Source organism: Empedobacter sp. UBA3475, from assembly GCF_002378465.1.
In the GTDB taxonomy this organism is placed as follows: domain Bacteria; phylum Bacteroidota; class Bacteroidia; order Flavobacteriales; family Weeksellaceae; genus Empedobacter; species Empedobacter falsenii_B.
In genome coordinates this window covers 42,801-62,729 of record NZ_DFRA01000015.1, presented here as the reverse complement: position 1 = coordinate 62,729, position 19,929 = coordinate 42,801, and the positions used below count along the sequence as shown (strand labels likewise).

20 protein-coding genes and 1 pseudogene are annotated in these 19,929 nt (G+C 32.3%); 10 read left to right on the top strand and 11 right to left on the bottom strand.

All coding sequences use genetic code 11. From position 1 onward, the window contains the following. Positions 1–29: 29 nt before the first annotated feature. From hemE to hemA, 4 genes are read right to left on the bottom strand one after another with little or no spacing between them, the layout of a single operon-like run. Positions 30–1,058 carry a uroporphyrinogen decarboxylase gene (hemE, locus tag B3I31_RS04265; RefSeq protein WP_291058928.1) on the bottom strand — a complete coding sequence of 343 codons (1,029 nt, stop codon included), beginning with the start codon at positions 1,056–1,058 and terminating at the stop codon, positions 30–32. Next, on the bottom strand, positions 1,045–1,722 hold the full coding sequence (locus tag B3I31_RS04260; RefSeq protein ID WP_181816324.1) for a uroporphyrinogen-III synthase: 678 nt from the start codon (positions 1,720–1,722) through the stop codon (positions 1,045–1,047). The genes hemE and B3I31_RS04260 overlap by 14 nt, the downstream gene beginning before the upstream one ends. Then, positions 1,722–2,648 carry a hydroxymethylbilane synthase gene (gene hemC / locus B3I31_RS04255; protein ID WP_221854357.1) on the bottom strand — a complete coding sequence of 309 codons (927 nt, stop codon included), beginning with the start codon at positions 2,646–2,648 and terminating at the stop codon, positions 1,722–1,724. The genes B3I31_RS04260 and hemC overlap by 1 nt, the downstream gene beginning before the upstream one ends. A gap of 7 nt (positions 2,649–2,655) precedes the next feature. Further along, positions 2,656–3,903 carry a glutamyl-tRNA reductase gene (gene hemA, locus B3I31_RS04250; RefSeq protein ID WP_219033603.1) on the bottom strand — a complete coding sequence of 416 codons (1,248 nt, stop codon included), beginning with the start codon at positions 3,901–3,903 and terminating at the stop codon, positions 2,656–2,658. A 196-nt stretch (positions 3,904–4,099) separates the two neighbouring features. On the opposite strand from hemA, the gene B3I31_RS04245 reads away from it, so the two are divergent. Both B3I31_RS04245 and B3I31_RS04240 read left to right on the top strand, forming a co-directional pair. After that, the gene (locus B3I31_RS04245; protein ID WP_291058926.1) at positions 4,100–4,978 is read left to right on the top strand and encodes a helix-turn-helix domain-containing protein; all 879 of its coding nucleotides are present in this window, start codon (positions 4,100–4,102) and stop codon (positions 4,976–4,978) included. A gap of 81 nt (positions 4,979–5,059) precedes the next feature. Then, positions 5,060–6,115 carry an endonuclease gene (locus tag B3I31_RS04240; protein WP_125348766.1) on the top strand — a complete coding sequence of 352 codons (1,056 nt, stop codon included), beginning with the start codon at positions 5,060–5,062 and terminating at the stop codon, positions 6,113–6,115. Between the two features lie 52 nt (positions 6,116–6,167). Here B3I31_RS04240 and B3I31_RS04235 read toward each other — a convergent pair whose 3' ends face one another. The 6 genes from B3I31_RS04235 to ruvB all read right to left on the bottom strand — a co-directional run bounded on the left by B3I31_RS04235 (position 6,168) and on the right by ruvB (position 10,650). Beyond that, a complete protein-coding gene (locus B3I31_RS04235; RefSeq protein ID WP_291087651.1) occupies positions 6,168–6,686 on the bottom strand; it encodes a hypothetical protein in 519 nt (172 codons plus the stop codon). A gap of 29 nt (positions 6,687–6,715) precedes the next feature. Continuing rightward, positions 6,716–7,210, bottom strand: coding sequence for a hypothetical protein (locus B3I31_RS04230; protein ID WP_115001436.1), 495 nt, complete (start codon positions 7,208–7,210; stop codon positions 6,716–6,718). Continuing rightward, on the bottom strand, positions 7,200–7,676 hold the full coding sequence (locus tag B3I31_RS04225) for a hypothetical protein (protein WP_115001438.1): 477 nt from the start codon (positions 7,674–7,676) through the stop codon (positions 7,200–7,202). The genes B3I31_RS04230 and B3I31_RS04225 overlap by 11 nt, the downstream gene beginning before the upstream one ends. A gap of 46 nt (positions 7,677–7,722) precedes the next feature. Beyond that, the gene (locus B3I31_RS04220) at positions 7,723–8,403 is read right to left on the bottom strand and encodes an SH3 domain-containing protein (RefSeq protein ID WP_280063065.1); all 681 of its coding nucleotides are present in this window, start codon (positions 8,401–8,403) and stop codon (positions 7,723–7,725) included. Between the two features lie 61 nt (positions 8,404–8,464). After that, positions 8,465–9,412 carry a tRNA epoxyqueuosine(34) reductase QueG gene (gene queG / locus B3I31_RS04215; protein WP_291087648.1) on the bottom strand — a complete coding sequence of 316 codons (948 nt, stop codon included), beginning with the start codon at positions 9,410–9,412 and terminating at the stop codon, positions 8,465–8,467. 200 nt (positions 9,413–9,612) lie between these two features. Continuing rightward, positions 9,613–10,650 (bottom strand): Holliday junction branch migration DNA helicase RuvB, encoded by a 1,038-nt coding sequence (gene ruvB, locus B3I31_RS04210; RefSeq protein WP_038332085.1) that lies wholly within the window; start codon positions 10,648–10,650, stop codon positions 9,613–9,615. Positions 10,651–10,758: 108 nt separating this feature from the next. On the opposite strand from ruvB, the gene hemH reads away from it, so the two are divergent. The 5 genes and pseudogenes from hemH (at position 10,759) to hutI (ending at position 16,165) form a co-directional block, all read left to right on the top strand. Then, positions 10,759–11,742, top strand: coding sequence for a ferrochelatase (gene hemH / locus B3I31_RS04205; RefSeq protein WP_286494667.1), 984 nt, complete (start codon positions 10,759–10,761; stop codon positions 11,740–11,742). Positions 11,743–11,823: 81 nt separating this feature from the next. After that, a complete protein-coding gene (locus tag B3I31_RS04200) occupies positions 11,824–12,924 on the top strand; it encodes a DUF3078 domain-containing protein (protein ID WP_286494668.1) in 1,101 nt (366 codons plus the stop codon). 25 nt (positions 12,925–12,949) lie between these two features. After that, the gene (locus B3I31_RS04195; RefSeq protein ID WP_286494669.1) at positions 12,950–14,002 is read left to right on the top strand and encodes a DUF3078 domain-containing protein; all 1,053 of its coding nucleotides are present in this window, start codon (positions 12,950–12,952) and stop codon (positions 14,000–14,002) included. A gap of 386 nt (positions 14,003–14,388) precedes the next feature. After that, positions 14,389–14,724, top strand: a pseudogene (locus B3I31_RS14545) (GNAT family N-acetyltransferase); the annotation flags it as partial. 211 nt (positions 14,725–14,935) lie between these two features. Continuing rightward, positions 14,936–16,165 (top strand): imidazolonepropionase, encoded by a 1,230-nt coding sequence (gene hutI, locus B3I31_RS04185; RefSeq protein WP_291087646.1) that lies wholly within the window; start codon positions 14,936–14,938, stop codon positions 16,163–16,165. Here hutI and B3I31_RS04180 read toward each other — a convergent pair. Further along, on the bottom strand, positions 16,155–17,465 hold the full coding sequence (locus B3I31_RS04180; RefSeq protein WP_219033615.1) for a DUF4026 domain-containing protein: 1,311 nt from the start codon (positions 17,463–17,465) through the stop codon (positions 16,155–16,157). The two genes, hutI and B3I31_RS04180, sit on opposite strands and share 11 nt — an antisense overlap. Positions 17,466–17,614: 149 nt before the next feature. On the opposite strand from B3I31_RS04180, the gene B3I31_RS04175 reads away from it, so the two are divergent. The 3 genes from B3I31_RS04175 (at position 17,615) to B3I31_RS04165 (ending at position 19,903) form a co-directional block, all read left to right on the top strand. Next, the gene (locus B3I31_RS04175) at positions 17,615–18,475 is read left to right on the top strand and encodes a YicC/YloC family endoribonuclease (RefSeq protein WP_236688172.1); all 861 of its coding nucleotides are present in this window, start codon (positions 17,615–17,617) and stop codon (positions 18,473–18,475) included. Beyond that, a complete protein-coding gene (gmk, locus tag B3I31_RS04170) occupies positions 18,475–19,041 on the top strand; it encodes a guanylate kinase (RefSeq protein ID WP_221854349.1) in 567 nt (188 codons plus the stop codon). Before B3I31_RS04175 ends, gmk begins: the two co-directional genes overlap by 1 nt. 91 nt (positions 19,042–19,132) lie before the next feature. Then, positions 19,133–19,903 carry an alpha/beta fold hydrolase gene (locus tag B3I31_RS04165; RefSeq protein ID WP_221854348.1) on the top strand — a complete coding sequence of 257 codons (771 nt, stop codon included), beginning with the start codon at positions 19,133–19,135 and terminating at the stop codon, positions 19,901–19,903. The last annotated feature ends 26 nt before the right edge of the window (positions 19,904–19,929 follow it).

The following is a 19,929-nucleotide window of genomic DNA, read 5'->3' as shown; positions in this document are numbered from 1 at the left end:
CGGAAGGTTTTCATATTATATCGAGTTTCTTAATCTCTCTTATAATTTACAACAGCTTCTATAAAAGCTTGTGCATTTTCTACTGGAATATTTGGTAAAATTCCGTGACCTAAATTGGCAATATATTTATACGGACCAAAATCGTCAATCATTTCTTTTACCATTTGCTGAATAGTTTCTGGCGGAGATAACAAACGAGAAGGATCAAAGTTACCTTGTAACGTCTTTTTGAAACCTGTAAACTCGCGCGCTAATTGTGGCGTAATCGTCCAATCAACACCCAAAGCAGATGCTTTAGAATCGGCCATTTTCTCTAAAGCAAACCAACAACCTTTTGCAAAAACAGTTACAGGAACTACTTTAGAAACTTCGTTTACAATTTGCTCGATGTATTTCCAAGAAAATTCATCATAATCTTTTGGCGATAACATTCCACCCCAAGAATCAAAAATCTGAATCACATTTGCACCATGTTCCACTTTTTTCAACAAATATTGAATCGTTGTTTGTGTAATTTTTTCTAATAATTGGTGTGCTGCAACTGGATTTTGGAAACAAAAACCTTTCGCTTGATCAAAAGATTTAGAACCACGACCTTCCACTGCATAACACAACAATGTCCAAGGCGAACCTGCAAAACCAATCAACGGAATTTTATTGTCCAACTCTTTCTTTGTAATATCCATCGCTGCATAAACGTATCCTAACTCTTCTTCAACATCAGGAATATAAACTTTTTCTACATCTTGAGCTGTACGAATAGGATTCTCTAACCAAGGACCAACACCAGGTTTCATCTCGAAATTCATTCCCATTGCTTGTGGCACAACCAAAATATCTGAAAAGATAATTGCTGCATCTAACGGAAAACGACGAATTGGTTGAACTGTAATTTCAGCCGCTAACTCTGGCGTTTGACAACGTGTAAAGAAATCATATTTATCTCTCAATTCGATAAACTCTGGTAAATAACGTCCTGCTTGACGCATCATCCACACTGGCGGACGCTCTACATCCTCACCTCTCAATGCTTTTAAAAGCAAATCATTTTTTATCATTGATGTATTTTTTTATATTTTCAATAACTACTTCCACCAATGGTGTTTGCGCAGTTATAATTTCATGATTTGGATAAACTTCTTCTATCGCAGAAGTTGTTGTATTTCCGATTGTAAAAATACGCGAACTTTCTGAAATTTCATTTTGTTGATGAAACGCTTTGAATGACAACGGACTAAAAAAAGCATACACATCAAATGTTTCATTTAATTGATAAACAATTTGCCCTGATTGATATGTTATAATTTGATTGACTTCGTGATTTGCTTTTGATAATTCATTCACCAACAAATCTCGACGGGAAGAACCACATAAGAAATTCCATTTCGGAGAATAATTTCCTGAAATTAATTTCGAAGCTAAATCTTCTGCATAATCTTCAACCAACACAACATCTCTGTTTTGCGCTTTTAGTTTTTCTGCCGTTTTTTTTCCAACAACAAAAAAATGACCATTCAATTCCAAATCTTGAATGGCATTTACAGTATTTTGACTCGTCACGATAAACTGATGAACGGATTCATCAATCTGTGCATAAATTTCATTTTTCGAAGTCAAATCGATTTGTAAAGTTGGTTTACAAACCACCTCAACATCAGTTCCAAATTCTTTTTCAAGCAATTCAGAAGAAATTAACTTCGTGAATAAAACCTTCGTTCGCACTATTTCGTTCCGATTTCTTTTTTTATTTGTTCAATCATTTTTGCTGCACCTTGTGCAATACATTCTTCAGCAAATTCGCGACCTTTCGTCAAATATTCATCTGCTTTGAATTGTCTTTCGATTGAAATCATTTCTTGTCCATCAATGGTTAAAATTGCTCCTTTGAAGGAGTAATTTTCTTCATCAATTTTCTCAACTAATGCTCCAATTGGCGCTGTACAACCACCTTCTAAAACATTCAAAAATTGACGTTCTACCGTTGCAAAAAGTTCACATTGAGGATTATTAATATCACTCAAATCCAAACCTTCTTTGGCTACAATTCCTAAAATTCCTTGTGATGGTGCAGCAATCATCCAATCAATCACTTTATAATGAAGACCTTTTTCTGCCAATTCATCTAAAATTTCTGAACGATCCAAACCTGCAAAAGCAAAAACAGCTCCGTCCCAATCTGCATTATCTTGCAACTTTTTCAGACGTAATTGCACATTTCCACGTAAATCTACAATCGTATCATTTGGATATTTATGATTCCAAAATGCTTTACGACGCAAAGATCCAGTAGCGATAACACGATGTTTTTTCTCGAAAATATCTTCCGATTTGTACACCAAAATATCCGCAGAACTTGCGCGTTCTGGATATGCAATCAACTCTAATTTTTCTGGTAAAACAGTTGGCACATCTTTCAACGAATGAACCGCAATATCTACTTGATCATTCAACAAAGCAATGTCCAATGAACGCGTAAAAACACCTGTTAAACCTAATGAATAAATGGGTTGTTTTAGATTTGCATCGCCTTCAGAAGTAATCGGAACGATTTCTGTTGGATGACCTTTTGCCTCAAGAATAGAAGCAACTTTATTGGCTTGCCAAAGCGCTAACGGACTTTGACGTGTACCAATTTTTATTGTTTTCATGATTGTATTAAGCTTGTTTTAAATGAAACATTTTTTCGATTAACTGAATTGTTTCGTCTGCGTTTTCTTTATTTTCGATCAAATAAGAAGCAAACTGATTTGTAATTTTCTGAATTACTTTTTCAGTTAAAATCGTTTCATTTTCGTCGATATTTACATTGTCTTTTTTCAAGTTATTTAAAGCAAAACTCTGAAAAAAGTCTAATCTATCTTTGAAAGATTGAATAGCTGGAACCAATTCTCTGGTTTCTAACCATTCGTAAAACTCTGTAGAATGCTCCTCTATAATTGCCAATGCTTCTGGAATTGCATTGCGACGTTGCGCAATTGTATCGTCTACCATTTTAGATAATCCATCTACATTTACCAATTGAATAGATTCGCGAGCAGCCAATGTATGAATTACATTTTCTGGAACTGACATATCAATAATCGTCATTTCCTTATCGAACGGAATCATTTCTTCTGTAATCGTGTAATTACTTGCTCCCGTTGCAACAATTAGAATATCTGTTTTTTGTAATTCTTCTTTTAATTCGCTGTGATCTTTTACGGTAATATCGTATTTCAGTCCAAGAATTTCTGCCTTTTCTTTTGTACGATTGATTAACGTAATGTTTGTATTTGGATAATGTTTGACCAAATTAGCACACGTATTACGACCAATTTTACCAATTCCATACAACAAAATATTTTTGTCGACCAAGTTTCCTTGCGTTGCTTGAATAAAATTAACCGCAGAATATGCAACCGAAGCAGAACCGTTACTTAAGAAAGTTTCATTCTTTACTTTTTTACTAATTTGAATCGCAGTATTTACCAAACGCTCTAAAAAAGCATTTGATGCACCTTGTTTTTTGAAACGAGAAAACCAAATTTTGATTTGTCCGATGATATCAAAATCACCTAAAATCTGACTTTCTAATCCCGACGAAACACGGAATAAATGTGTAATCGCTTCTTCTCCTTCTTTTACCATCATAAATTGACGGAATTCATCTGCATTACCTTCTGTGTATTTACAATATTGCTCAACGATTTGATCTTCGTTTTCTGCAAAACCATAAAATTCAGTACGATTACAAGTTGATACAATAAAAAAGTTTTCTAAACCATTCGTTTTAGAATCTTGCGTAAACGTTTCAACTTGCTCTGGGAAAAATGTAAATTTACCACGTGTAATGGCGTCAGCTTTTTCATAACTGATTCCGATTACGTAAAAATTTTCTTCCGTTTTATTACCTCTAATTGCCATTTCTTCAAATACTGATACAAAAGTAGTTTCAAAAGTCTTCGAAAAATAACTTTAAAAAGAAAAAATAACGCTAAAAATTAAAGTTTGCTTTTTTAGAATAATTATAAATTAAAGGTTTATATTTGTATGTAAACCATTATAAAGAGCGAAGTTGACAATTATCACGTTTTTTATATGACAAACCTCATTATTCAAAATGGATTTAAAAAATACCCATAAAAGTAAAATTAACGAGTATAAATTGTCAACAGACGTATTTATCGCTCAAATAGACAACTTTACAGCTTCTACAGACACGATTCTGAAAGGAATTGACAAGCGTTATATACAATTCTATTTTTGTACAAAAGGTTCGCTGACATTTAATTTTAATAATGGTATTTATAAAATCAATTTGAACGAAGGAAAAAGCTTTTTGTTCTATTATCCGACATTGGACATTCCATTATCGTTGAATATAAATGCCGAAAGCAAGGTTTATATTGTGGTTTTGTCTATTCAGAAATTACATCAATTGTTTGCAGAATATCAAATTCAGAATAATTTGATTTCGAGTATGACGCAAGAAAAATTTTATATTGAACGAGAAATTGGACCTTCAATAAAATTAGTTTTGAATCAAATTGAACAAATGAAACTTTCTCCGCAATTTCAAAATTTATTTTTGATTGGAAAAATGTACGAATTATTCACCCTTTATTTTTCTGAAATTGAAAGTCAAACCGAACATTGTCCTTTCTTGAATGATGAAAATGAAGGAAAACGAATTAAAGAAATAAAAGATTATTTATTAGCTGATTTTAAAAATCCGCCAACCATCAAACAACTTTGCGAAAAATTTTCGATATCGGAATACCATCTGAAAGAAGGTTTCAAAGAACTTTATGGGACAACTGTTTATGGTTATTTGTTGGATAAAAAACTGGAATATGCCTTGCATAAATTAGAAGAAAATCAACAAATGGTAAAAGATATTTCTTTTGAAATTGGTTATGAAAACCCATCTCATTTTATATCAGCATTTAAGAAGAAATATGGTTTAACGCCTAAACAATACATCAAACAATTTCAGTAAAAAATTTAAGAATTGTTAATCTTAATATCATTTATTAACTACTTATAAATACTTATTTTTGCTAAATATTTATAAATAGTTATGCAAAAATTTTTACTTATTTTATTTCCTTTTGCCGCTTTTGCGCAACAACCCGATTATTATGAAGGGATTGATTTTAAACAAAATGGAAAAACGATAAAGGAAGAATTACACGATTTAATCAATGCTACGCATCATGCAGTTAGCTATACGCCTGGAGTTTGGAATATTTTAGATAAATCTGACTTGGATTTAGATTCAAAAGATCGCGTTTTATTGATTTATGGTTTCACAGATAATTCTACTGTTTATGCAGAACAGCGCACGCGTGATATAAACAACAAAAACAACTCTTCAAGTGGAACTACAATCGGAAAATGGGAACGCGAACATGTTTTCCCAAAATCTTTAGCAGTTCCTAAACTTGATACTGATCGTCCTGGAACTGGAACAGATGCGCATAATTTACGCGCAGTTGACAGACAAATTAATTCGACTAGAAGTAACAATGCTTATCGTGAAAAATGGGCACAAGATGTGACAGGACAAGCCAAATTAATCAATGGAGGTTTTTATCCTGGTGATGAATGGACGGGAGATGTAGCACGAATTATTATGTATATGTATGTACATTATGGTATGGAAACCGATCCACAATTGGTTGCGTACAACAATACCACGACAAACAAAGAAGATAGAATGCCTGATATGTTTTTGAAATGGAATGTGGAGGATAAAGTATCTGAATTTGAGAAAGTCCGAAACGAAATTATTGCCGAAACGCAAGGAAGTCGAAATCCATTTATTGATAATCCGTATTTAGCAACGTTGATTTGGGGAGGAGATAAAGCCGAAAATACTTGGACTGAATTATCTGCGAACGATTACAATTATCAACAAACGCTTGTAGAAGTTTTTCCTAATCCAACAACAGACAAAGTAAAGATTAATGCTAAGAATTTTGATTATGTGAATTTATATGATTTTAACGGTCGTTTACTTGGAATTGAATTAGGTTCGGAAGTTAATTTGAAAAATTATCCAGCTGGAATGTATATTTTATCTATTCACCTAAAAGATGGAAACATCATCACGAAAAAAGTGATTAAGAAATAATTTTAAACAAAAAATTCCAACTCTAAGAGTTGGAATTTTTTGTTTATTCATTTTAACAACCTTCATTATACATTACATCGAAAGAAACTACTTTATCATTCACTAAATAAAATTGTAGAATCGATCCATTATCATAATCTTCAACATTAAAATAACGAAAAGCTTTTGTTCTTTTATCCGTTTTATCATCATAACCATCGAAAATAGAAATATTCAGATTTTTATATTTATTAATTAACTCATCCAAAGATGAGCCAATTTTAATTCCAGATAATGTTTTAAGACTAGAATCCGAAGACTTTACACTATATACAGTTAAAGTAGAAGAACCTGCTGTCTCCTCACCATTTGTTGTCAATCCAACTTTATATGTTACTCCTTTAGAGACAATTGTTACATCACCATCAGGATAACCATATTCATTCAATTTTATTTTGAATTTTTGTCCAGTTAATTTTTCTAATTCAGACAATTTCATTCCAAGTTTTACGTCATTAATACGAGTTGTAGAAACTTGCGCTTGCAAAGCTATTCCAGCTATAAATGCAGCTATAAAAAACATTTTTTTCATTTTTATGTATTTAGGTTTTATTCATTATTTTAAAGTGTACATTCTTCTGGATTATAAGAACTCAATCCTATTGTTGTTACAATTTCATTTTTCAAAGAAAAAGTCAATATTACACCATTTTCTCTATCGTCAATTCTAAATTCTCTGTAATTATTATTCGATTTATCCAACAACACATTGTATTTCGACGAATAAGCTTTCCATAAATCCTCCAACGTACTGCCAATACCAATTCCAGATAAGGTTTTAATGTTTTTACTTGTTGTCGAAATAGAACTTAAATAGGTGTCATTTTCTGTTTTGCTCAAATAACCACTTCTTATTTCGATTGTGTAATCAATTCCTTTTAAAGTTATTTTCGTTTCTCCTTCATCAACAATTGCAGCAGGTTTTTTACCTAACAATTTTAATACTTCGGACGGACGCATTCCAATTTTCAACTCATTCATTCGTGTTGTAGAAATCTGACCAAATCCAACTATTGAAAGTAAGAAAAATCCTACTAAAGCTATTTTAGTTTTCATAAATATTGTTATTTAAAAAACCCGATTCATTTGACAAAACCATTTTTACGACTTTATTATTTTTTAAATAAAAATCTAATGTACATCCATTATCAAGATCATTTATTGCAAAAGCTCTGACCGATTTTGTTTCGTCATCTTCAAAAATATCTTGCACCGAAATATCATATTTTTTGTACGCTTTCCATAAATCATCCAACGAACTTCCAATTTTTATTCCTGATAAAGTCGAAAGTTGAGCGCTAACAGACGAAACCATATAGACTTCGAATTGTTTCGTTTTCAAATTTCTATAATACGAAATATGATATTTAATTCCATTCAACTCAATGTCCTGTTCAGGCATTTCAGGATTATTTACATCATAAAGAGCTAATTTATTTGGCGTTAAAGCTGCAACTTGTTTTTGTGTCATTTCGTACGAAATATCTCCAAATTTGGAAGTCGTTACTTTTTGAGCAAACATTATCGAAGTAAATAGCAAAAAGCATCCTAAAATTGAAAAAAAACGACTAAGCATAAGCATTAATTTGAGCAATATGTTTTACAATTTTCCCATTATCCAACACCCAAAGCGCATCATAAACTCCAGCTCCATCGCTATATGTCCCAAACAAATAATATTGATTTAACTCTTTATTGTAAGTAAGTTTTGTAGCGGATAAATTCGCGTTATACAAATTGGTAAAATATTCTTTTGGAATGATAATATCTTTTCCTTTGAATGATATTTTAAACGATTTGAATTCTGTTTGAGGAATCATTCCGTCCGAACCAAGAAAATCTTTTTCATCAATCGCATAAACAAAATCACCTTCCTTGAAAATTTTATGCTTTTTTGAATTAAATGCTTGCGTTTCGAGCTGAATAATATAATCAGCAACTGAAAATTCTATTTTAGAATCATTTGCCGAAGTTGGAGAAATCATTTCAAAATCTTCTAATTTTTTGATTCGATCATGGTAAACATAACCAGCTTTTTCAAGTTGATATTCGACCAAATACCATTTCGAATTTTCTTCATCAGAATCAATTGGATAGATAGAATTTGAATTGACTTTAGCAACTATTTTAGACGAAGTACTTTTTTCATCTCTCACATTTGCAAAACCATCTTTATCTTGGACAATCCCAAATTGAGCTTGCGCAAAATAGCTTAAAAAAGTAGTAAGAATGAATAAACTTTTTTTCATTTTTATGATTCGATTTTCTTGAAGTAAAGCTAACAAAATCTAAACCAAAAATTTTCACGAATTATAGTGATTTTACAAAATCGATATTTCTTTTTAAACCATCAAATTTTGTACGTTTTACGGGCGATTTCTTAAAAATTTCTCGAAAAACAACTTCCGTTATTTCTTCCCAATCTTTCTTCGAGAATTGATTAATTTTGTCATGACCAACAAAACGAGTTTCTTTCATGGGCAACGAAAAACGATTCCACGGACAAACTTCTTGGCAAACATCACAACCAAAAATCCAATCGTCAAATTTCCCTTTCATTTCGGTCGGAATTTGATCTTTCAATTCAATTGTAAAATACGAAATACATTGACTTCCATTCACTGTTTTATTGGGTAAAATCGCCTCAGTTGGGCAAGCATCAATGCAACGCGTACACTTTCCACAATGATCAGTTTCAATTGGAGAATCATAAGCTAGATCCAAATCAATAATTAATTCGGATAAAAAGAAAAACGAACCTTTTTGTTTAGATAACGTCAACGAATTTTTTCCAACCCAACCAATTCCAGCTTTTTTCGCCCATGCATGTTCCAGAATTGGTGCTGAATCGGTAAAAGCTCTTCCGCTCACCTCCCCTATTTCTTCTTGAATAAAATCTAACAACTCGCGCACTTTTTCCTTCACGACAAAATGATAATCTTCGCCTTGCGCATACATCGCAACTTTGTAAGAATTAGGATTTCGATCTAAATCTTGGTAATAATTATACGCCAACGAAATCACAGATTTTGCTCCTTCGACCAAAATTCGAGGATCCAGTCGCATATCGAAATGATTTTCCATATACTGCATTTCTCCATGATAATTATTCTTTAACCAAGACTCTAAACGTGGAGCTTCCTCTTCCAAAAAATCTGCTTTGGCAATACCACACGAAATAAATCCCAATGCTTCAGCTTTTTCTTTGATTCGATGGGACCATTTTATTTTGATATGTTCTTCTGTTTGAAGGAGCATTAGTTAATTCGTAATTATGAATTTATAATTATTATATCGACGAGATTAAATTTTATCATTCTGAATGAAACGTGAGTGAAATGAAGAATCTTAGATTCCTCCTAACGCAAGAATAATATGTCGTGTGAGCCATTTTCGATTTATTAGAGTAAGAAAATCGTTAAGATTCTTCGACAAGCTCAGAATGACTTAGAACAAAATTACAAATCAAACAAATCGGTTTGAGGTGAATTTTCTCCACGATATTTTACACCAATATGTTTGAAAGCTTTTTCTGTTGCCACACGTCCACGAGCAGTACGCATCAAATAACCTTCTTGAATGAGATACGGTTCATAAACTTCTTCTAATGTTCCACCATTTTCTCCAACTGCTGTTGCTAAAGTTGTAATTCCGACTGGTCCACCTTTAAATTTTTCAATAATTGTTGATAAAATTCTGTTATCCATTTCATCTAAACCATTATCATCAACTTTTAGAGCTTTTAAAGAAAATTCAGCAATTGATAAATCAATTTTTCCATTTCCTTTAATTTGTGCAAAATCTCGAGTCCTTCTCAATAAAGCATTTGCTATACGAGGAGTTCCACGACTACGACCTGCAATTTCTATCGCCGCTCTTTCGTCAATTGGTGTGTCTAAAATACGAGAAGATCGCTCAACAATCGTACTTAATAATTCAACATTATAATATTCGAAACGGAAATTAATTCCAAAACGAGCACGAAGCGGCGCAGTTAATAAACCAGAACGCGTTGTTGCACCAATTAATGTAAAAGGATTCAAACCAATTTGAACCGAACGTGCATTTGGTCCAGATTCGATCATAATATCAATCTTAAAATCTTCCATTGCCGAATACAAATATTCTTCGATAACGGGAGACATACGATGGATTTCATCAATAAAAAGCACATCATTTTCTTCCAAATTCGTCAATAAACCAGCTAAATCACTCGGTTTATCGAGAACTGGTCCAGATGTAATTTTGATTCCTACACCTAATTCATTCGCAATAATATTTGCTAATGTCGTTTTTCCCAAACCTGGAGGTCCGTGCAACAAAACGTGATCTAATGCTTCGCCACGAAGTTTAGACGCTTTTACGAAAACTTCTAAATTCTCTAGAATATGCGCTTGTCCAGCAAAATCATCAAAACTTTGCGGACGAACAGTATTTTCGTGATTTAGATCGTCATCTGGATAAAATTCTTTATCAGGATTTAATAAATCTGACATAAAATGATGATATAAATTATAATGATGATATTACGAAGGACAAATTAAATTATCCTCCGTACTTTTACAACTACAAAGAACGCAATATTTTTTTAGATAAAAAGAATTATGAGCAAAGGAATATTATTAGTGAATTTAGGTTCGCCCGATTCTACCAATGTTGAAGACGTAAGAACTTATTTACGCGAATTTTTAATGGATAAGAAAGTTTTGGATTCTCCTTGGATTATTCGTAAAACTATTGTTGAATTATTTATTTTACCAAAAAGACCCGAAAAATCTGCTGAAGCTTACCGAAAAATTTGGACAAAAGAAGGTTCTCCTTTAATTGTTTACTCTAAAATTTTGAGAGATATGATACAAAAACAAATGGATATTCCAGTTGTTTTGGCAATGCGTTACAAAAACCCTTCGATAGAAGCTGGTTTACAAGAGCTTTATGACAAAGGTGTTCGCGACATTTTGGTTGTTCCTTTATACCCTCAATACACAATGTCTTCTACAGAAACTGTTGCGGATAAAGTGCTTGAAATTCAGAAAAAAAGTTACAAAGACACTAAGATTAATTTCTTGAAAGCTTTTTACAATCATCCAGATTATATCAAGGTTTTAGGAGATTCTATCAAAGAAAAATTACCTGAGAATTTTGATAAATTATTGTTTTCTTATCACGGAATTCCCGAACGTCACGATAATAAAGCACTTCGTGCTGCAAAAGCGAGCAAATTACCTATTGAAACTTATCGTAATCAATGTTTTGAAACAACACGTTTGGTAACCGAATACTTGCAATTACCAGAAGATAAATATACCACTTCTTTTCAGTCTCGTTTAGGTCGTGACCCTTGGATTAAACCTTATACAGACCACATGTTAGAAGAATTTCCTGCACAAGGCGTTAAGAATTTAGCGGTTTGCACCCCTGCCTTTGTTTCGGATTGTTTGGAGACTTTGGAAGAAATTTCGATGGAAGGACAAGAAGAATTCTTAAAAGCTGGTGGTAAGCAATTTACATACATCCCTTGTTTGAATGATCGTCAAGATTGGGTGGATACATTAGTGAAATGGTTGAAAGGTTGGCAAAATAATTAAGAAAGGTTTTTAGCCTTACAAAATAAATTAGATATCTTTGTTTGGAATTTTTCAATTTTAAACAAAGATATTTTTTTTAAAATGAGACTAATTTTCTCAATTATATTTTTAGTCCTATCACTTTTTAGTTCGGCTCAATTTTTAGATACTAGTGGAAATCTAATTATTGATGGTCGAAAATATCTGAAATCCAAAGTGGATACTACAGGACGAAAATCGGGTTGGGAAATTTATGGTGCAAATACTTTAACCGTTAATCAAAATACCTTTTCCAATTGGATGGCAGGTGGTGAAAATTCGGTTTCACTAAATGCTAAAGCTGATTACGAATTTAATTTCCGAAAAAAGAAACACTTTTGGGACAATCGTTTTATTTTTGAATATGGTTTTTTAGACAATAAAACCAATGGAACGCGTAAAACTGCTGACAATCTAAATATCACAACTTCTTATGGATATTTGATAAAAGAAAAGTGGTACCTAACCTCATCACTTAATATTCGTTCACAGTTTTCTACAGGTTACAATTACGGAACAACTCCAAAAACAAAACTATCAAACTTATTTGCGCCTGCATATGTAACAATTGGGGTCGGTGCGAATTATACGCCAAATTCTAATTTTTCTGTCAGTTTTCAACCTTTAACATCAAGAACAACAATTGTAGCAGACAAAGATTTGCAAAAGAAAGGAACTTATGGTTTACGAAACGATGGAGATACGTTTCTTTTTGAAGTTGGAGCATATTTAGGTGGTCGATACAAAATGAAACTTTTTGATAACGTAACTTACGATAATAATATTGGAATTTTCTCTAATTATTCGAACAAATTTTATAACCTCGATATTGTATATGCTGGATTATTAGACATGAAAATTAATAATTTTATGTCCACACAATTAACCATCAATTTGATTTATGATGAAGATCAAGTTACTCAAACACAATTTAAACAAGCCCTCGGAATTGGCTTAACATATAAAATAGACAGTACTAAGAAAAAAGATAAGAAGAAACGTAGAAAGAAGGAAATTCTCCCATATTTCGATACATCTGGCATTTCCCCAGTCAAATTACCTAGAATAAAACTGGATAAACAAAACTATGATCAAGTTTTTGATAAAAATACAATTGACGAAAAATCAACATATATTAAATCAGAATCCATATTTTTGGAGTAAGTTAATATAAATCAATCAAATCTACATGAAAAAATTTTTATTTGTATTAGCAATTTTAGGAAGTGCTACAACTTTTGCGCAAACAGTAAAAGATGGTAAAGTAGCTACTGATAGCAAGCGTTATTTAAAAGATCAAAAATTTGATGGCCGTCAACCAGGATGGTTCGTTTCGGGAAATAATTCACTTTTATTTTCTCAAAGTGCATTCAGTAATTGGGTTGCGGGAGGTGTAAATTCGTTTGCGCTGAACGGAAGTTTAGATTACGAATTTAACTTGACAAAAGAGAAACATATTTGGGATAATCGTGTTGTTTTAGGATACGGAATCCAGACTAACAAAGGCGAAAGTTCTCGCAAAACAAATGATGTTATCGACTTAACTTCTTCTTATGGTTACAGCATCGGAAATCATTGGTATTTAGCTTCCTCTATGAATTTTCGCACACAATTTACAGATGGTTTTGATTATTCAAGAGATCCAAAAACGAAGATTTCAGCCTTGATGGCTCCAGGTTATTTAAGTTTAGGATTGGGTATTGATTACAAACCAAGCGAAAATTTTCAAATTAATATTCACCCATTTACACCAAGAATGACCTTTGTCTTAGACAAAGATTTACAGAAAAAAGGAAATTTTGGACTTAAAAATGATGGAGACAATACTTTATTTGAATTCGGTGCATATTTAGGTGCGCGATATAAACTACAAATTATGGAAGGAATTTCTTATGATAACCGTGTCGGAATCTATGCAGATTACCTGAAAAATTTCGGAAATATGGACGTTGCTTATCAAGGAATTTTGGATATGAAAGTGAACAAGTTTGTTTCGGCACAAGTAAGTGTCAACCTATTGTATGATGAAGATCAAATCAAAAAAACACAGATTAAACAAACACTTGGAATTGGATTTAATTACAAATTTGATAACACGCCACCAAAAATAGAAGAAGCTCCAGCAATTGCATTTATGCAAGAAGCACCAATTTTCGAAGAAAAAGAAGAAACTGTAGAAGTAGCAACAAATATTCTAAAAAGAGAACCAATTCTTAATGAAACAAAATTAGTCACTCAATAATATTTTTAACCTGCTTTTAATAAGCAGGTTTTTTATTTTTCTTATTTTTATAACTCAATAGAAGAATAAAATGACAAAAAATATTTTCGGCGCACTTTTACCACAAATTTTAATAATTGTTTGGGCAGCTTTCGAGCTTTACCTTGGGTTCAACAACGAACAAAATAACCGCATCATTCTTAGCGCAATCGTGATATTAATCTTCGTTATTTTTACAATTATTACATTACTCAAGGTAATTAAATATCCCAACGACCCAACTTATTTGAAGAAAAAGTAATTTATATAAATGTAATTCTTAAAACTGAACGTTTAACTTTGAGACCAGTCACACTTGATGATACTGAAACAATTCATCAATTATATTCTATCGAAGAAGTTGATTAATACAACACGTAGGAATTCCAGAAAATATAGAGGTTACAATTCTTCATGTAAAAGATTTAGTAAAATCTAATCAAGGAGAACAACCACAAGCTTATACTTTTGTTATCGAAAATGACAATCAATTTGATGGATTAATTTCTTTAAATTTAGGTAGGGCTAAATACAAGAATGCAGAAGTTTGGTTTAAACTTCATCCAGATTTTTGGAACAAAGGAATTGCAACGGAAGCTTTAAGAGAAATTATTTCTTTTGGATTCAATACGTTAAATCTTCATAGAATCGAAGCTGGATGCGCAATTGAAAATATTGGTTCTTACAAAGTTCTTGAAAAAGTTGGAATGATTCGAGAAGCACATACCAGAAAGCTTCTTCCTCTAAAATCTGGTTGGGCAGATAATTATGTCTACGCTATTTTATCGACTGACTTACGATAAAAATTAAGTCATTGCAAACTCATTTTAGAATCATATCTTATTTGATAACAAGTTCAGCTTATCTACAAATTCTCCCTTAAATTTCGTAAACTTGTGTTATAAAACAACAAAAATGAAATTAATCGGTCCTTTCAGACAAATTATAACACTTGCCAATTTACCTTTAAAAGGAGTAATTCACGAAAACCAAGTCGAAATTCTCGAAGATGGGGGAATTATTATTGATGATGAAACAATTGTAGAAATTGGAAATTTCGAAACGCTTTCTCAACAACATCCAACCATCGAAATTGACCGAATAGAAACAGAACAAATTCTTCTTCCTGGATTTGTAGATTCGCATACACACGTTTGTTTTGGAGGAAATCGCGCCAAAGATTTTGCAATGCGTTTGGACGGAAAAACATATTTAGAAATTGCCCAAAGTGGTGGTGGAATTTGGTCTACTGTGACAGAAACACGTAAGAAAACAGTTGACGAACTGAAAGATATTACGCTAAAACATATTGCCCAATTAGCTAAACAAGGAATCACAACTGCTGAAGTAAAATCTGGTTATGCTCTCTCTGTTGAGGGTGAAATTAAAATGTTAGAAGCGATAAATATGGCGAATCAAGAAAGTGAGATTGATTTGATTCCTACTTTTTTAGGTGCGCATATGAAACCAAAAGATTTTGAAGGTTCGAACAAAGAATATTTAGAACTTTTGGTGAAAGAAGTTTTTCCTAAATTAAAATCTGATGATTTAGCAAATCGTATCGATATTTTTGTGGAACAATCTGCTTTCTCTGTTGAGGAAGGCGATTATTTCTTAAACGAAGCAAAAAATCAAGGTTTTGATATTACGATTCACGCTGATCAATTTACAGCTGGAGGAAGTTATTTAGCTACAAAATTCGATGCTTTGAGTGCAGATCATTTAGAATTTTCAGGAGAAGAAGAAGTGAAAAAACTTGCCAATTCTGATGTTGTTGCAACTGTTTTACCTGGCGCTTCTATCGGTTTGGGAATGCAATATGCACCTGCTCGAAAATTGTTAGATGCTGGTTGTTGCGTTTCGATTGCTTCGGATTGGAATCCTGGCTCAGCTCCAATGGGAAATCTTCTTACACAAGCTTCTGTTTTGGCTACTTTTGAGAAATTATCAATGGCAGAAGTTTTAGCTGCAATTACTTTTCGTGCTGCAAAGGCTTTAAATTTAGCTGATCGTGGAACAATAGAAAAAGGTAAAAAAGCCGATTTTATCAGCTTCTCTACCTTCGATTATCGTAATATTATCTATTATCAAGGACAATTACAACCAACAAATGTATGGAAAAATGGTGCTTTGATTAATCAATAGTGTAAATATTATCAGGAGTGATGGTGTTTGTCGGCGTGTAAATTAACCAATCGGTAATCATTTCTTGCGGATAAAGACCTTCATCTCCTTCATTCAAACCTTCTACAGCATAAGGACGATTCAAACAAACGCCAAAAATTTCGTTGTTCTCATTGATTCCGTACACATCAAACCAAATGTGTTCCTTATTCATTTCATGATCGACATCAAATCCTAATTTAATTAAAAATCGATAATAATTTTCTTCATCTGCTTCTGGATTAAAATATGTGTTAAATGCTTTTTTATACAATTCAAAACGTTGATAAGCCAAGGCTGACATTCGTTCCGTTTCCTGATCGCTGATAAAGAAAATCGGATTATCTGCAATTGTCGCCGCATAAACTTCTGGTGTCAATGTATGTCCTTCTTGCACCGCTAACAAAACGCCACAAGGTTCATAATTTTCGTTTTCTGGCTGACGTTCATTGTAACCTCCAGGAATTTTAGCAGGATAATCTTTCACCACATCTTCCCAACGTTTCCAACAAAATGTAATATCCAAACCATCATAACCAATATTAAATTCTTCATTTTCTGGCGAACGAAAATCTGGTTTGATAAACGCATTTACAATCATATCCAAAGCCGAATTCATCTGCTCTACTCCATCTTTGATGTTCAACATCTCCAACTCCACAGAACCGCAACGATGCAAACCATGCGTATGCATCCAATACACGCGATCGCCATTTTCATCCTCATCATAAACGCCATGAATCACATATAAATACGAAGGCGCAGGCGGAATTTCTGACTCTGCTGTCACTTTAGCCCATTTACCAGAAAGCAAACGATAAGGCATAAAATCGACAACAATAGACGGGTTTTCAACAATTGCTTGCATAATTTTTAATTGCAAATGAAAACTATCCAATGCATCATTTCCAAAATACATCACAGATTCCAAATAAAAATCTTGTTGCGTTGCAATTTCCATTTCTTCGTCCGAAATCATATTTCCAAAACCAAATTCAGAATAATCGTTACTTCTCGCATCCACAACATACAAATTCACATCAAATTCTTCCTCCAAATAAGACACTACAAGTTGATATTCTTGCTTTACAGCTCCATTTTCGTCTTTATCAATCTCGATAAGATCAAAATTGATTAATTGAAAATAATCGGTTGATTTTAGACTTTTTTCAATTGATTCTCTTGAAAATACAAAATCTTTCGACGAAGGAAAAATTCCCATTGTAGAAGGTAAACTCAATCCATCCTCTGCAATTCCTTTGTACAATTCTTGATTTGTCATAGTTATTTTTAGTTTGTTTTTTGTTAAAGATAAATGTTTTAAGTTCATCAAAATTTTAGCAAAATGTTAAACTTTAAAATGATTAAAGATGATAATTCAGTTCGCATTACGTTAATTTATTGTAATTTTGTTCGCATAATTTTACAATTATGATAGCATCTATGACAGGTTACGGTAAATCCGTATTGGAATTACCTGAGAAAAAAGTAACGATAGAAATCCGTTCTTTAAACAGTAAAACACTAGATTTAAACACGAGAATTCCTTCTTTTTATCGTGAAAAAGAATTAGAAATCAGAAACCTTATTTCAGAAAAAGTTCAACGTGGAAAAGTTGATTTTTCGATGTTAGTAGAGTTAAATCCTGCTGCAAGAAATCAAAATATAAATGCTGAATTAATCAAAAGTTATATGGCAGAATTTAAATCAATCACACCAAATGTGACTGATGGTGAATTATTGCCTGTAGTAATGCGCCTTCCAGACGTTATTTCGTACACGCAAGACGATTTGAGTGAAGACGAATGGAATCAAATTCGCGCAACAATTATTGATGCGATCGACGCATTAAATCAATTTAGATTAGATGAAGGAAAAGTTTTAGAGAAATATTTGACTTTAAACTTGAATAACATTCTTGAGCTTTTAACACAAGTTGTCCCTTTTGAAAAAGAACGAATTGAAACTATAAAAGAACGTTTCAATAAACGTTTAGAAGAATTAAAAGTTGATGTTGATCAAAATCGTTTCGAACAAGAATTAATTTTCTATTTGGAGAAATTTGATATCACAGAAGAAAAAGTTCGTCTAAAAAACCATTGCGAATATTTCTTAAAAGAATTAGCTGGAACTGAATCAAATGGAAAAAAACTAGGATTTATTTCGCAAGAAATTGGTCGTGAAATCAATACATTAGGTTCTAAATCAAATCATTCTGAAATGCAAAAAATTGTTGTTCAGATGAAAGATGAATTAGAAAAAATTAAAGAACAATCGTTAAACATTTTATAATGAAAAAAGGAAAATTAATCGTCTTTTCGGCTCCATCAGGCGCAGGAAAAACAACTTTGGTTCGTTACGCTTTAGAACAATTGGAGAATATCAAATTTTCTATTTCTTGTACAACTAGAGATAAACGCGAAGGTGAAACTCACGGAGAAGACTATTATTTCTTAACACCAGAAGAATTTAAGGCAAAAATTGCAAACGACGAATTCGTAGAGCACGAAGAAGTTTACCGCGATAATTTTTACGGAACTTTAAAATCGGAAGTTGATCGCATTACATCTGAAGGAAATTCTGTAATTTTTGATATTGATGTTATTGGTGCATTGAATATCAAAAAATTGTACGGAGATCAATGTTTAACAGTATTTGTAAATCCTCCATCTTTGGAAATATTGAAAGAACGTTTAATTTCTCGCAACACAGAAAGCGAAGATAAATTGAAACAACGTATTGATAAAGCAGGAATTGAAATGGAAAAAGCTAAAGAGTTTGATATCATTTTATTGAACGACGATTTAGAAACTGCAAAAGCAAAAACCTTAGAAATTATTACAGATTTTATTAAATAATAATTTTTAATCATCATGATATAAATGCCTCGAATAAATAAAATCGAGGCATTTTTGTTATCTTTAGCTTTCGAAAAAATCACTACATAAAATGGAAATAGAAAATAGTTTAGAAATCAACAACGCCAATATTCATTATGTTCACCACGAAATAAATCCAGAAAATCCAACACTTATTTTTTTACACGATTCCTTAGGTTGCACCCAACTTTGGAGAGATTTCCCAAAAGAAGTTGCCGAAAAAACAAATTGTAATTTATTCATCTACGATAGAAAAGGTTATGGAAAATCGTCGCCTTTTACCATTGATCGTCGCGAATTGACTTACATGCATGATGAAGCAGATTTTCTAAATGATTTGGTTCAATATTTCAACTTCAAAGACATTATTTTATTTGGACATAGCGATGGCGGATCGATTGCGTTACTTTATGCTTCGAAATATCATCAAAATTTAAAAGGAATTGTTGTAGTTGGTTCGCACATTATTGTAGAAGAAATTTCTTTACAAGGAATCAGAGATGCAAAAATTGCATATGCAGAAACTAATTTGAAAGAACGTTTGACAAAATATCATGGCGATAAAACGCAGAAAGTTTTTGAGATGTGGACAGAAACTTGGTTACGCCCAGATTTTATTGATTTTGATATTCGAAAAGAATTGCAAAACATCGAATGTCCAACTTTGGTTATTCAAGGAATTGATGATGAATATGGTTCGATTGAGCAAGTAAATGGAATTATCAACAATGTAAAAGGAAGAAAAGAAAGTTATCTTGTTCCTGATGCAAAACATACACCTTACAAAGAGAATAGGACGCCGACTTTGGCAAAAACAGTTGAGTTTATTGATTCGTTATAACGAATCAATAAACCTAAATATTACCA

Coding starts and splice junctions, on each gene's coding strand:
- hemE (WP_291058928.1), bottom strand. CDS start 1,058: ATGATAAAAAATGATTTGCTTTTAAAAGCATTGAGAGGTGAGGATGTA.
- hemC (WP_221854357.1), bottom strand. CDS start 2,648: ATGAAAACAATAAAAATTGGTACACGTCAAAGTCCGTTAGCGCTTTGG.
- hemA (WP_219033603.1), bottom strand. CDS start 3,903: ATGGCAATTAGAGGTAATAAAACGGAAGAAAATTTTTACGTAATCGGA.
- B3I31_RS04245 (WP_291058926.1), top strand. CDS start 4,100: ATGGATTTAAAAAATACCCATAAAAGTAAAATTAACGAGTATAAATTG.
- B3I31_RS04240 (WP_125348766.1), top strand. CDS start 5,060: ATGCAAAAATTTTTACTTATTTTATTTCCTTTTGCCGCTTTTGCGCAA.
- B3I31_RS04235 (WP_291087651.1), bottom strand. CDS start 6,686: ATGAAAAAAATGTTTTTTATAGCTGCATTTATAGCTGGAATAGCTTTG.
- B3I31_RS04230 (WP_115001436.1), bottom strand. CDS start 7,210: ATGAAAACTAAAATAGCTTTAGTAGGATTTTTCTTACTTTCAATAGTT.
- B3I31_RS04225 (WP_115001438.1), bottom strand. CDS start 7,676: ATGTTTGCTCAAAAAGTAACGACTTCCAAATTTGGAGATATTTCGTAC.
- B3I31_RS04220 (WP_280063065.1), bottom strand. CDS start 8,403: ATGAAAAAAAGTTTATTCATTCTTACTACTTTTTTAAGCTATTTTGCG.
- queG (WP_291087648.1), bottom strand. CDS start 9,412: ATGCTCCTTCAAACAGAAGAACATATCAAAATAAAATGGTCCCATCGA.
- ruvB (WP_038332085.1), bottom strand. CDS start 10,650: ATGTCAGATTTATTAAATCCTGATAAAGAATTTTATCCAGATGACGAT.
- hemH (WP_286494667.1), top strand. CDS start 10,759: ATGAGCAAAGGAATATTATTAGTGAATTTAGGTTCGCCCGATTCTACC.
- B3I31_RS04200 (WP_286494668.1), top strand. CDS start 11,824: ATGAGACTAATTTTCTCAATTATATTTTTAGTCCTATCACTTTTTAGT.
- B3I31_RS04195 (WP_286494669.1), top strand. CDS start 12,950: ATGAAAAAATTTTTATTTGTATTAGCAATTTTAGGAAGTGCTACAACT.
- hutI (WP_291087646.1), top strand. CDS start 14,936: ATGAAATTAATCGGTCCTTTCAGACAAATTATAACACTTGCCAATTTA.
- B3I31_RS04180 (WP_219033615.1), bottom strand. CDS start 17,465: ATGACAAATCAAGAATTGTACAAAGGAATTGCAGAGGATGGATTGAGT.
- B3I31_RS04175 (WP_236688172.1), top strand. CDS start 17,615: ATGATAGCATCTATGACAGGTTACGGTAAATCCGTATTGGAATTACCT.
- gmk (WP_221854349.1), top strand. CDS start 18,475: ATGAAAAAAGGAAAATTAATCGTCTTTTCGGCTCCATCAGGCGCAGGA.
- B3I31_RS04165 (WP_221854348.1), top strand. CDS start 19,133: ATGGAAATAGAAAATAGTTTAGAAATCAACAACGCCAATATTCATTAT.